14 protein-coding genes are annotated in these 11,951 nt (G+C 66.7%); 4 read left to right on the top strand and 10 right to left on the bottom strand.

Annotated features, from left to right (window positions below; all coding sequences use genetic code 11):
• Positions 1-14: 14 nt before the first annotated feature.
• The 9 genes from flgJ to flgB all read right to left on the bottom strand — a co-directional run bounded on the left by flgJ (position 15) and on the right by flgB (position 7,502).
• The gene (gene flgJ / locus ACF8NF_RS13065) at positions 15-995 is read right to left on the bottom strand and encodes a flagellar assembly peptidoglycan hydrolase FlgJ (RefSeq protein WP_392450705.1); all 981 of its coding nucleotides are present in this window, start codon (positions 993-995) and stop codon (positions 15-17) included.
• On the bottom strand, positions 992-2,140 hold the full coding sequence (locus ACF8NF_RS13060; protein WP_392450704.1) for a flagellar basal body P-ring protein FlgI: 1,149 nt from the start codon (positions 2,138-2,140) through the stop codon (positions 992-994). Before ACF8NF_RS13060 ends, flgJ begins: the two co-directional genes overlap by 4 nt.
• A gap of 20 nt (positions 2,141-2,160) precedes the next feature.
• Complete coding sequence (locus ACF8NF_RS13055) at positions 2,161-2,868, bottom strand: flagellar basal body L-ring protein FlgH (RefSeq protein WP_012202559.1); 708 nt, start codon at positions 2,866-2,868, stop codon at positions 2,161-2,163.
• A 201-nt stretch (positions 2,869-3,069) separates the two neighbouring features.
• The gene (gene flgG, locus ACF8NF_RS13050) at positions 3,070-3,852 is read right to left on the bottom strand and encodes a flagellar basal-body rod protein FlgG (protein ID WP_012202560.1); all 783 of its coding nucleotides are present in this window, start codon (positions 3,850-3,852) and stop codon (positions 3,070-3,072) included.
• Between the two features lie 22 nt (positions 3,853-3,874).
• Positions 3,875-4,615 (bottom strand): flagellar basal body rod protein FlgF, encoded by a 741-nt coding sequence (locus ACF8NF_RS13045; protein WP_016449311.1) that lies wholly within the window; start codon positions 4,613-4,615, stop codon positions 3,875-3,877.
• A gap of 29 nt (positions 4,616-4,644) precedes the next feature.
• The gene (flgE, locus tag ACF8NF_RS13040) at positions 4,645-5,916 is read right to left on the bottom strand and encodes a flagellar hook protein FlgE (RefSeq protein WP_017403966.1); all 1,272 of its coding nucleotides are present in this window, start codon (positions 5,914-5,916) and stop codon (positions 4,645-4,647) included.
• A 40-nt stretch (positions 5,917-5,956) separates the two neighbouring features.
• A complete protein-coding gene (locus tag ACF8NF_RS13035; RefSeq protein ID WP_209803087.1) occupies positions 5,957-6,619 on the bottom strand; it encodes a flagellar hook capping FlgD N-terminal domain-containing protein in 663 nt (220 codons plus the stop codon).
• A gap of 34 nt (positions 6,620-6,653) precedes the next feature.
• Positions 6,654-7,058, bottom strand: a complete 405-nt coding sequence (gene flgC, locus ACF8NF_RS13030) for a flagellar basal body rod protein FlgC (RefSeq protein ID WP_016449314.1) — start codon at positions 7,056-7,058, stop codon at positions 6,654-6,656.
• Between the two features lie 30 nt (positions 7,059-7,088).
• Entirely contained in the window at positions 7,089-7,502 is a 414-nt protein-coding gene (gene flgB, locus ACF8NF_RS13025; protein WP_013800365.1) for a flagellar basal body rod protein FlgB, read from the bottom strand.
• A gap of 234 nt (positions 7,503-7,736) precedes the next feature.
• Here flgB and flgA point away from each other — a divergent pair, with 234 nt between their 5' ends.
• From flgA to ACF8NF_RS13010, 3 genes are all read left to right on the top strand, one after another.
• Positions 7,737-8,501, top strand: a complete 765-nt coding sequence (gene flgA / locus ACF8NF_RS13020) for a flagellar basal body P-ring formation chaperone FlgA (protein WP_392450703.1) — start codon at positions 7,737-7,739, stop codon at positions 8,499-8,501.
• 78 nt (positions 8,502-8,579) lie between these two features.
• Positions 8,580-8,900, top strand: a complete 321-nt coding sequence (gene flgM, locus ACF8NF_RS13015) for a flagellar biosynthesis anti-sigma factor FlgM (protein WP_016449316.1) — start codon at positions 8,580-8,582, stop codon at positions 8,898-8,900.
• 76 nt (positions 8,901-8,976) lie between these two features.
• A complete protein-coding gene (locus ACF8NF_RS13010) occupies positions 8,977-9,348 on the top strand; it encodes a hypothetical protein (RefSeq protein ID WP_016449317.1) in 372 nt (123 codons plus the stop codon).
• 402 nt (positions 9,349-9,750) lie between these two features.
• On the opposite strand, the gene fliE is transcribed toward ACF8NF_RS13010, so the two are convergent.
• Positions 9,751-10,068 (bottom strand): flagellar hook-basal body complex protein FliE, encoded by a 318-nt coding sequence (gene fliE, locus ACF8NF_RS13005; protein WP_016449318.1) that lies wholly within the window; start codon positions 10,066-10,068, stop codon positions 9,751-9,753.
• A 177-nt stretch (positions 10,069-10,245) separates the two neighbouring features.
• On the opposite strand from fliE, the gene fliF reads away from it, so the two are divergent.
• Positions 10,246-11,946, top strand: coding sequence for a flagellar basal-body MS-ring/collar protein FliF (gene fliF / locus ACF8NF_RS13000; RefSeq protein WP_026062017.1), 1,701 nt, complete (start codon positions 10,246-10,248; stop codon positions 11,944-11,946).
• Positions 11,947-11,951 lie beyond the last annotated feature (5 nt).

Genomic DNA, 11,951 nt, shown 5'->3' with positions numbered 1-11,951 from the left:
GGCGTGTTCTCGGTTTAGGCTTGTGCGCGTGCCGCGCTCTGCACGGCGCTCTGGATGGCGCGGCTGAGCTTGCTGGCGTATTCGGGATCGGTGGCGTAGCCGGCTTTCTGCAGCTCGGTCGCATAGGCCAGGGCCGAGTCGGTCTTGCCCATGGCTTTCTCGTAGCGCGGATTGCTGGTGATCAGCCGCGCATAGTCGCGGAAGGACTCCTCGTAGGAGCCGTAGGCGCGGAACTTGGCCGTGACCTTGCGCGCCACGCCGTCGATGTATTCGGTGGTCGTGACCTCGGCGACCTTGCCCGTCCAGCCCTTGCCGGCCTTGATGCCGAAGAGGTTGTGGGCATTGCTGCCATCGGCGTTCTTGATCTCGCTCTTGCCCCAGCCGGTCTCGTGGCCGGCCTGGCCCAGCATGAAGGCGGCCGGAATGCCGCTTTCCTGCGCCACGCGCGCCGCGGCGTCGCCATGGTGGGCCACGAAGTTGTCGCGGCCCTTGGGCGCGGGTGCGTAGGCGTTGACGGACTGGGCCGCGCTGCTGCGGCTGCCGCTCCAGGCGCCGATGGCAGCGGTGCCGCCGGCGGCGCCATTGGCATTGGTGGCCGTGCTGCGCCAGGCGATGCGGCTGATGCTCAGCGTGGAGGGCACGGAGATCTCGGCATCCTCGGCGGCTTCCGAGCCCATGGTGCGGGCCAGCTGGCGCGTGATGGCATCCGACAGTCCGCCGGGCTGGCCCGACATGGCCACCGACAGCTGCTGGTCCAGCATGTCGGTGCTGAGGTTGCCCTGTGCGCTGTCGAGCAGGCCGGACTTCATGGTCGCCTCGCGCATGCTCTTGATCATCTCGCGCATGAACAGCGATTCCAGCTGTTTGGCGGTTTCCTTCGCGGCCTGCGGGCTGTTCTCGCCGGCCGCGAACTTGAGTGCGTTGAGGGACCGGGCGTCGGCCGCCAGCGCATTGCTGGCCGCAGTCTGCGATCCATTGGGAAGTGCGATGCTCATATCACCTCCAGTTCGGCGTTGAGAGCGCCTGCGGCCTTGATGGCCTGCAGGATGGCCAGCAGGTCCTGGGGCGTGGCGCCCAGCGTGTTGAGTGCGCGCACCACGTCGGTGAGCTGCGGGGAGCCGGGCATGTTGATGATGTTGCCGGGCTCCTGCTTGATCTGGATGTCGGACTTCTGGGCCACCACGGTCTGGCCCTGCGAGAAGGCGCCGGGCTGGCTGATCACCGGCGTGGCGCTGATGGTGATGGCCAGGTTGCCGTGGGCGATGGCGCAGGGGCCCAGGGTCACGGCCTGGTTGAGCACGATGGAGCCCGTGCGTGCGTTGATCACGACCTTGGCCGAGGGCTTGGAGGTCTCGATCGGCATCTCCTGGATCTCGGCAATCATGCGCACGCGCGATCCCGGGTCCTGGGGCGCGGATACGCGCACGGTGCGCCCGTCCAGCGCCTGCGCCACGCCCTGGCCCATGCGCTGGTTGATGGCGCGCACCACCTTGTCGGCGGTCTGGAAATCGGTGGCGTTCAGGCCCAGCGTGATGCTGTCGCCTTCGTTGATCGGGGTGGGAACTGCGCGTTCGACCTGGGCGCCCTGCGGCACGCGGCCCGCGCTCAGGTGGTTGATCTGTACCTTGGAGCCGCCGGCCGAGGCGCCGGCGCCGCCGACCACGAGGTTGCCCTGGGCCAGCGCGTAGATCTCGCCGTCGGCACCGCGCAGCGGCGTGGTCACCAGGGTGCCGCCCTTGAGCGACTTGGCATTGCCCACGGAGGAGACGACCACGTCGATGGTCTGGCCTGGCTGGGCAAAGGCCGGCAGCTCGGCGGTGACGATCACGGCCGCCACGTTCTTGAGCTGCAGCTGGCCCGCGTTGCCTGTGGCGGGCAGCGAGATGCCCATCTGCTCCAGGTAGTTGGCCAGGGCCTGCTTGGTGTAGGGCATCTGGGTGGTCTGGTCGCCCGTGCCGTCGAGGCCGACCACCAGACCGTAGCCGGTCAACTGGTTGCTGCGCACGCCCTGGATGGCAGCGACCTCCTTGATGCGTGTTGCATGCGCCGGCAGGGTCAGCATGCTGGCGCCGAGGGCGGCTGCAACCCAGAAGGGGCGCTGCGCTTGGCGCAATGTCAGGAGCATGGACAGTACTTTCATGCTGTCCATTCTCCGGAGAATCAGAACGGCATAACGTTCAAAAAGAACCGGGACAACCAGCCAATTGACTGCGCTTCCCCGGCCTGCCCGCGGCTGCGCGATTCCACGCGCACATTGGCCACCTGGGTCGAGGCGACCAGGCTGCCGGGCTGCATGGTGCGCGGATCCACCGTGCCCGTGAAGCGCAGCACATCCACGTTGTGGTTCACGCCGATCTGCTTTTCTCCGGCGATCACCAGATGGCCGTTGGGCAGCACATCGACCACCGTCGTGCTGATGGCGCCCGTGAACGTGTTGTCGCTGGACGTCGAGCCCGAGCCCGTGTAGTCGTTGTTGTTGTTGAAGCCGATGTTGGAGCGGTCCTTGAGATTGGCCAGCGCATTGCCCGAAAACAGCGGCAGCGCCGAAATCCCGGCCGTGGTCTTGTTGGACCGCTTGAGGCCCGAATCCGACTTCTGGCTGGCCGTCACACGCTCCACGATCTGCACCGTCACCAGGTCCCCCACCAGGCGCGCACGCCGGTTCTCGAAACCGGGCCGGTAGCTGGCCGCGTTGAACAGGCTGCCCGTGGGGCTGCCCGCCACCGGGGCGGGCTGCGGCAGCACCGGCGGCGCCGTGGACGGCATGTCCACCGGCGGCGGGTCATTGAGCGTCGTGCAGCCCGACAGGACTGCCGCCAGCGCCAGGCACGTGCCCGTCGCGGAAAGGGAGAAGGTTCGTTGGGTCATGGCGATGTTCCCGGTGTTTCAGTGATCCATGCTTCGCATGAACCTGGCGAGCCATAGGCATGTGGCGCGACCCCGGAGACCGGCGCGGCCCAGGTCAGGGACGCCGAGCAAGGGCCGCCCCGCAGCGAGGGCGTCGTCCCCCTCCCTCGCGAAGCGAGTAGAGAGGGGGAAGCGGCGAAGCCGCTCAGGGGGAGAGATCAATTACAACTGCGCCAGCTTGGCCAGCATCTGGTCCGACGTCTGGATGGCCTTGGAATTCATTTCATAGGCGCGCTGGGTCTGGATCATGGTCACCAGCTCCTGCACCACGTTCACGTTCGAGCCTTCCAGGTAGCCCTGCTTGATCATGCCCATGCCGTTGACACCGGGCTGGCCCTGCTGGGGCTGGCCCGAGGAAGCGGTTTCCGTGAACAGGTTCTGGCCGCGCGGCTCCAGGCCGGCCGGATTGATGAACTGGCTCATCGCGATGTTGCCCACCTGCTGGGGCGCAGCCTGGCCGGCCATGGTCACGCTGACCACGCCCTCGGGGCTGATAGACACCTTGGTCGCGCCCTGGGGAATGGTGACGCCGTTGGCGATGGGCATGCCGCTGGCAGTCACCAACTGGCCCTGGGCATCGACCTGGAAGGAGCCGTCGCGGGTATAGGCCGTGGTGCCGTCGGGCATGTTGACCTGGAAGAAGCCGTTGCCGTCGATGGCCACGTCCAGCGCATTGTTGGACTGCTGCAGGGCGCCCTGCAGGAAATTGCGCGAGGTGGCCACCGTGCGCACGCCCAGGCCCAGGTGCAGGCCCGTGGGCAGCTGGTTCTGCTCGGTGGTCTGGGCGCCCGACTGGCGCAGGTTCTGGTAGATCAGATCCTCGAACACCGCGCTGGCGCGCTTGTAGCCCGTGGTCGAGACGTTGGCCAGGTTGTGGGAGATCACATCCAGCTGGGTCTGCTGGGCTTCCATGCCGGTCTTGGAGATGAACAGCGAATTGATCATGGCGTTTTCCTTTTCAGTGCTTTCAGCCGTTCATGCTCAAGAGTTGGCTGGCCGTCTTGTCATTGGTTTCTGCGGTCTGCAGCAGGCGCATCTGGGTCTCGAACTGGCGGGCGGCGGCAATCATGCCGACCATGGTCTCCACCGAATTCACGTTCGAGCCTTCGATGGCGCCCGACAGCAGGCGGGCGTTCTCGTCGTTGGGCAGCGGCTCGCCGTTGCCCGTGCGGAACAGGCCGTCGTTGCCGCGCACCAGCGCAGCGTCCTCGGCCGGCGTGGCCAGCTTGACGCGGCCCACGGCCACGGGCAGCTGGTTGCCGGTCTTGGCGGTCAGCGTGCCGTCGGAGCCCAGGGAAATCGTGGACTCGGGCGGAATGTCGATGGGGCCGCCGCCGTCCGACAGCACGGCCTGGCCGTTGCTGTTGACCAGCTGGCCCTCGGGGGAAACCTCGAACACGCCGTTGCGTGTGTAGGCTTCCTGGCCGTCCAGGCCCTGGACGGCGAACCAGGCGCGGCCCATGGCCATGGCGTCCAGTGCGCGGCCCGTGCGCTGGGTGGGGCCGGGCGTGTCCACGTAGCCGGAGGTCGCCTCCAGCGCGAACACGCGCGTGCCCGCGCCGCTGCCCTGCAGGGGCACGGAGCGGAAGGTGGACATTTCGGCCCGAAAGCCATTGGTGCCGGCATTGGCCAGGTTGTGGGCCAGCACGGACTGACGCTGCGCCGCTGCGTTGGCGCCCGTCATGGAGGTGTAGATGATGCGGTCCATGCCGGCTCTCCTGACTCAGTTCTTGGCTATCAGCGCAGGTTCACCAGGGTCGAGAAGACCTGGTCCTGGGTCTTGATGGTCTGGGCATTGGCCTGGTAGGCGCGCTGCGCGGTCATCATGTTCACCAGCTCGGCGGTCAGGTCCACGTTGGAGTCCTCCAGCGCGCCCGAACGCAGCGAGCCGAAGGTGCCGGACTGGGCCGTGCCGTTGAGCGCCGGGCCCGAATCCGAGGTTTCCACCCACTTGTTGTCACCCACGGCGCCCAGGCCCTGGGTGTTGGTGAAGGCGGCCAGGGCCAGCTGGCCCTCGGTGCGCGTCACGCCGTTGGAGTAGGTGGCCACGATGGCGCCATCGTTGCCGATGTTGATGCCGGTGAGCGCGCCCGAGGTGTAGCCGTCCTGCTTGAGGCTGCTGACCGCGAACTTGGTGCCGAACTGGGTCACGCTGGAGAAGTCCAGCGTCACGCCGGCCGTGCCGTTGATGGTGCCGGGCGTGGGCGCGTTGGGGTTGCTGCTCTTGATCTGCGCCGTCACGGGGCTGCCGCTGGTGATCTTGCCGGAGGCATCGAACACCAGGGTGGTCAGCAAGGTGGCGACCTTGGGCGGCGATGCCGTGGGGTCGTCCAGGCCGTCGTAGACCTTCCAGGTGTTGGACGCCGCATCCTTCTCGAAGTACATCTGCACCGGCGTGGGCACGCCCTGGCTGTCATAGACGTTGATCGAGGTGCCATAGGTGGCGCGTGGCGTGGCGGCAACGGGAGGCGTGGCTGTGGGGTTGCCTGCCGCGGGCGTGGCGCGCGCATCGAGGTTCAGCTCCACATTGATCTTGGTCGTGGTCTTGGCCGCAATCGGCTGGCCCGACGGGAAGACCATGGGCACGGGCTGGCCGCCGGCCAGCACCTTGCCCGTGGTGGCGTCCACGGGGTAGCCCATGACGTTGTCGCCCTGCACGGTCTTGAGGTTGCCCTGCTTGTCCAGGCCGAAGCTGCCGGCGCGCGTATAGGCCGTGCTGCCATCGGGCTGGCGCACCACGAAGAAGCCGTTGCCGTTGATGGCCACGTCCAGGTTGTTGCCCGTGGTCGTGATCGGGCCCTGGCGGAACTGCTGGGTCACGGCGGCCACGTTGACACCGATGCCGCTGGTCTGGCCGCTGGCCGAGCCGACGGCGCTGGCCACGGCCTCGGCGAACTCGGCGCGCGAGGACTTGAAGCCCGTGGTGTTGGCGTTGGCGATGTTGTGGCCGATCACGTCCAGGTTCTTGCTGGCGGCGTTCAGACCCGAGAGGCCTTGTTGGAATCCCATGGTGTGCTCCTGCGATGGTTTGGGGTGTTTGGTGCGGTGTTCAGTACACGGCCTTGACGGAGGTGTAGGCGACGTTGGTGCCGTCGTCCAGCTCCAGCGTCAGCTTGCCGTCGGTGGTGCCCGTGGCAAGCACCGCGTGGGGCGACAGCGTGGTCGAGGCCACGGCCTTGTCGGCATTCGTGGCCTGCACCGTGTAGCGCAGCTGGCTGGCATCGCCCGTGTACTTGCTGCCGTCCCAGGTGAAGTAGTTGCGGCCCGCGGCGCCGCTGCCCAGCTCGACGGTGTCCACCAGCTCGCCGCCGGCCGTGGTGATCTGCACCTTGACATCGGCGGCCGGGCCTTCGAGGTCGAAGGCCGCCGTATAGGACTTTTCCTTGCCCACGCCCAGGGTGTTGCCCTCGGTCAGCACGGTGCGGCCGATCATCTGCGTGCCCTGCAGCACCTGCATGGCCGTGAACTGGCCGGCCATGCTTTCCATGGTCTTGTTCAACTGCTGGATGCCGGTGACGGTGTTGATCTGTGCCATCTGCGAGGTCATCTGCGCGTTGTCCATCGGATTCATGGGATCCTGGTTGTTCAACTGCGCGACCAGCAGCTTCAGGAAACGGTCCTGCGCTGCTGCGGGGTCGGTGTTCGAATTGCTCGTGGTGTTCTTGCTGTTGAGGTCGGCCGTGCTGGCGACGCTGCCTGCGCCATAGATCATGGGAGTGGCTCCTGGAATGTGGTGCGGACGGGGCTCACTGGCCCATCTGCAGGGTTTTGAGCAGCAGCGACTTGGTCGTGTTCATGACCTCGACGTTGTTCTGGTAGGAGCGCGAGGCCGAGATCATGTTGACCATCTCGTCCACGGCGCTGACGTTGGAATGCGTCACATAGCCTTCGGCATCGGCCAGCGGGTGCTGGGGATCGTGGATGCGGCGGCCCGGCGTGTTGTCCTGGCTGATGGCGCTGACGCGCACGCCCGAGGAGCCTTCCTCGCCCATGGGCACGGTCTGGAAGACCACCTGGCGCGCCTGGTAGGCCTTGCCGTCGGGGCCGGCCACGGCATCGACGTTGGCCAGGTTCGAGGCCACGACGTTCAGGCGCTGGGACTGGGCGCTGACGGCACTGCCGGAGATGCTGAAGATGGAGAACATGGACATGGGAAAGCTCCTGTGGTCTGTGGCGCCGGCTTACTGGCCCTGGATGGCCGACAGCATGGTCTTGGCCTGGCCGTTCAGAAAGCGCAGCGTGGCTTCGTAGCGCACGGCGTTGTCGACGAAGTTGGCGCGTTCGCGGTCCAGGTCCACGGTGTTGTTGTCCATGTTGGTCTGGGCCTGCACCGAGTAGCCGAGATGGCTTTGCGCGCTCTGCCCCGAGGCGGCGGCAGGCAGCGGAATGTGGCCGCCCTGGCTGACGCTGGCCAGCGTCATGGGCGAGGGGCCGGAGGTGACGGCCGTCAGCGCCTCGCGGAAATTGAAGTCGCGTGCCACATAGCCCGGGGTGTCGGCATTGGCGATGTTGCTGGCGATTGCACGCTGGCGCTCGGCGCGCAGCACCAGCGCCTTGCTCTGGAAATCCAGTCGTTCAGTCATCTTGTCGAGCATGTCGGCCTCGCCCTCTGGGATTTGCGGTGATCGGTTGACGAAATGGCGGCAGCCCACGGACTGCGGCATGCGTCGATTATGGAAATCGGGCCCGAACGCTAAAGCGCAAAGAAAGCGCGTTTGCCTGCGCAGTTCGGCGCTTCGGAAAACGGCGCCCGCCCTATATTTGCTGGCATCGCTCCATGTATCCCGCCCATCCTGACGGGGTGCCGGAGCAAGTCAGGAGCCCCAGCCATGTCGAACTTCAGCACCGCCCATCCGCCTTCCGCCGCCCGAGCCTTCGCCCGCGCCGCCGCATGCGCTGCGCTCGCCGCTGGAGCAACGCTAGCAGGCAGCGCGTTCGCGCAGAACGCGCCCGATGGCGCGGCCCAGCTCAGCCAGATCGGCCAGCGCTTTGCCGACGAGGCCCTGCAGCAGGGCATGGCCGGTGCGGGCGCCCTGCCCCTGCGCATGGAAGTGCAGATGGGCCAGCTCGATCCCCGCCTGCGCCTGGCCGCCTGCGCCAAGGTCGAACCCTATTTGCCCGCAGGCTCGCGCCTGTGGGGCCGTACCCGCCTGGGCCTGCGCTGCCTGCAGGGCGCCGTGGCCTGGAATGTGTTCCTGCCCATCACGGTCAAGGCCTGGGGGCCTGCCTGGGTGCTGCAAAACGGCGTGCCTTCGGGCCGCCCGCTGTCGGCCGACGACGCCGTTCAGGCCGAGGTGGACTGGGCCGAGGATTCGGCCGCCGTCTACGCCAACCAGCAGGACTGGGTGGGCCTGGTGGCTTCCCGCCCACTGGCCGCAGGCCAGACACTGCGCCAGAACATGCTGCGCACGCCGGCGCTGTTCGCGGTGGGTGCCGAAGTGCGTGTTCTGGTCAATGGTGGTGGTTTTTCCGTCACATCGTCGGGCAAGGCCATGTCTGCCGCCGGCGAAGGCCAGACCGTGCGGGTTCGCATGGATAATGGCCGGCTCATCTCCGGGGTGGTGAATCCCGAGGGCGTGGTGCTGGTGCAGTAAAAAAACCTCAAGTTTTGTTCCAGGCAGTCGAAAGCTAGGCACAGCGCCTTACGCCGCCAGGGCGATTGGAGAATCAAGATGAAGATAGGTCAAAAACCGGAACTGCCCGCCGCTGCCTCCCAGGCCGCCGCCAAGCAGCCCAAGACAGCCAGCGCCATTGCCAGCGAGGAATCCTCCGCACAGGCCCAGCCTGCCAAGGCGGCCGGTGTTCCCGTGTCGTTCTCGAACTCGGCCCGCGCACTGGACCAAACTGGTCGTGCCACCGCCGACTTCGATGCCAACCGCGTCAAGGAAATCCGCGAAGCCATTGCCAACGGCACCTTCCGCGTGAACGCCGACGCCGTGGCCGACAAGCTGCTGGCCAACTCCGAGGAATTCCTCTCGCACTCGCGCGTCTGAGCGCGGGTTCGGTTCTTTCTCGGTTTTTTCCTTCCGGCGCGAGCACGCGCTTTCTTTTTTCAGCAAGGCCTGTCCCATGACTCTCAGCGAGATGCTCGATTCCCTGGACGCGGTGGTCCGGATGGTGTCCGCCTCGCTGCAATCGAAGGATGCGGTCGCGCTGGAGCAGTCCAGTACCCGGCTGCGCGATGCCATGGCGGCGTTTTCCGAACTGGCCCGCCGCTTCAGCGCGGCCGACTGGACGCAGGAGCTGCGCGAGCGCGCCCAGGCTCTGGGCGAGCAGATGGCCATGCAGCGCGACCAGCTGGCGCGCATGGCGGTGGTGGCCCAGCACCAGGCGGCGGCGCTGATTCCCCAGGCTTCGGACCAGGCCACGTATGGACGTGACCTGTATGGACACCCTCACGCCGGACCGGGCAAGGCGCGCATCTACCACTCGGCCAGCTGAAGCAGCCTCCTTCTTCCTTTTTTCCTGTCCTGATCAACCCTCCGGCATGCGTGCCCGAGGGTTTTGTCTTTTCCGGGGTGGCGTCGGCGTGACGCGCCTGCCGGCCGGTGCAGGCAGGGCTGCGCATCGGAAGGCGACCCTCCATGCGCGGGAGGAGGTCACGCTTGCTGAAAAAGACGGGGTGCTTTGGGCCGTGCGGTGACGGGCGGCCAGGAATGGGGAGGGTGGGCAAAGGCCCGGTTCGGCGAAAGCGGAACAACGCCTTGAAGAAGGCCGGATCCTGCGCGTGCCGGAAAGACGCAGCCATGCGATGGTGCGCGCAAATGCTGTTCGGTCTGCGGTCTGCGGTCTGCGGTCTGCGGTTTGGGTGGGCAAAGAGGGTCCGGCCGGGGCCGGACGTCCTCAGACCTGCATGTTCATCACGTCGGTATAGGCCTGCACGAGCCGGTTGCGCACCTGCATCGTGGCCTGGAAGCCGATCTGTGCCTTTTGCATGGCGATCATGGTTTCTTCGAGGCTGACGGCCGGGTTCTCCAGCTGCACTTCACGCTGCAGCTGGCTGGAGTGGTTCTGGGCTGAACTGACGGACTGCAGCGCGCCTTGAAGGGCCTGGCTGAAGCCGCCAGCCGCCACTTTGGTCGATGCGTCGCCTGCGCCCACGCCTTTGGGGAGCTGGGTGCCGTACAGGGGAGAGGTGGTACTGGGGATGCGAAGGTCCATGACACATTCCATCGGAGTTAGCAAGATGACGAGATCGTAGGTCGGCAGGGTTTTCGCATCCGGGCAAATAGAAGGTCAAACGGCGCGCTTATCGGGCGAATGTGAAGCGGCGGACTTCGAATAATCGACAGCACGCTAGGGTCCTGTGTGTGCAGGGCTCGAACACCTGGAACCAAGATGTCTGCTGTCGCTGAAATCCCTGTCCCCCAAGCCACTCCCGTCCCCCAGCCTGCCCTGCAGCAGCGCTGGACGGCCATGGACCGTGGCCAGCGCCTGCGTTGGGGCGCGATCGCCGTGCTGCTGGTTGTCGCCGTGGGGGCGGCGGCCATGTTCTACCGCCAGCCGGACTACAAGGTGCTGTTCTCCAATCTGAGCGACAAGGATGGTGGCGCCATCGTCGCCCAGCTGTCGCAGATGAACGTGCCATACCGCTACACGGAAGGCGGCGGCGCCATCCTCATCCCGTCCGACCGCGTGCACGATGTGCGCCTGAAGCTGGCCACCCAGGGCCTGCCCAAGGGTTCGGTGACGGGCTTCGAGCTGATGGAAAACAGCAAGTTCGGCATCACCCAGTTCCAGGAACGCCTGAATTTCCAGCGCGGCCTCGAAGGCGAGCTGACGCGCTCCATCCAGGCCCTGGCCGCCGTGCAAAGCGCACGCGTGCATCTGGCCCTGCCCAATCAGAACGGCTTTTTCCGCGAGCAGCAAAAGCCTTCGGCCTCGGTGCTGCTGAGCCTGTACCCCGGCCGCGTGCTGGACCGCACGCAGATCGCGGGCATCGTGCACCTGGTGGCCTCCAGCGTGCCCGAGATGGCGCCCACGGCCGTGAGCATCCTCGACGATTCGGGCAAGCTGCTGTCGCAGTCGCCCGACGGCAACGCCAACGCCGTGGACATGCAGCAGCTGAACTACACCCAGCAGATCGAGCAGCAGTACGTGCGCCGCATCCTGGATATCCTGGAGCCTGTGGTCGGCAAGAACAATGTGAAGGCCCAGGTCTCGGCCGAGATGGATTTCAGCCAGACCGAATCGACCTCGGAGCAGCACCGCCCCAACCAGTCCTCCGACGCGGGCGTGGTGCGCAGCCAGCAGGTGGTGGAGAGCACGGGCGAGCAAAAGCCGCCCCAGCCCACCGGCATCCCCGGCGCCACCAGCAACCAGCCGCCCCAGAACGCGTCCGCGCCGGTCAATGGCGCCAATCCCGCACCCCAGGCGGCCGATGGACAGAACGCCGTGCGCTCTGCCAGCAAGCGCGAGTCCATCACCAACTACGAAGTGGACAAGACCGTGCGCCACACACGCGGCAGCACGGGCAGCATCAAGCGCCTGACGGCCGCCGTGGTCATCAATGCGCCCCTGGTGGCGGCCGCTGCGCCGAATGCAGCCGGTGGTGCCACCGATGCCGCCACCGTTGCCGCCGCAGCGCGCGGCCTGACGGCGGCGCAGCAGGCGCAACTGCTGACCCTGGTGCGCGAGACCGTGGGCTACAGCGCCGAGCGCGGTGACTCCGTCAACCTGGTCAGCACACCCTTTGTGCAGGACGAAGCGCCGGCCGAGGTGCCGCTGTGGCGCCAGCCCGAAGTGCTGGACATGGCCCGCAGCCTGGGCGTGCCCATCGGCCTGGCCCTGTTCGGCGCCATCTTGCTGCTGGGCCTGGTGCGACCCATGCTCAAGGGCCGCAAGACGGCTGCCGTGGGCGGTCAGCTCAATGCCATCGAGGGCGAGCAACTGGACCGTCCGGCGCTGGCCGGACCCGCTGTCGATCTGTCTCCCACACAGGAGCAGGTGCGCCTGGAGCAGGCGCGCCAACTGGCCAAGCAGAACCCGATCGCGGTGGCCAACATCGTCAAGACCTGGATCAACGGCGAGGCCACCTGAGCCTG

Origin of the sequence: Delftia sp. WSY_22 (assembly GCF_043104185.1) — a bacterium.
Classification (GTDB): domain Bacteria; phylum Pseudomonadota; class Gammaproteobacteria; order Burkholderiales; family Burkholderiaceae_C; genus Comamonas; species Comamonas tsuruhatensis.
The sequence above is the reverse complement of the archived record's forward strand: the minus strand, read 5'-3'. Positions and strand labels throughout refer to the sequence as shown.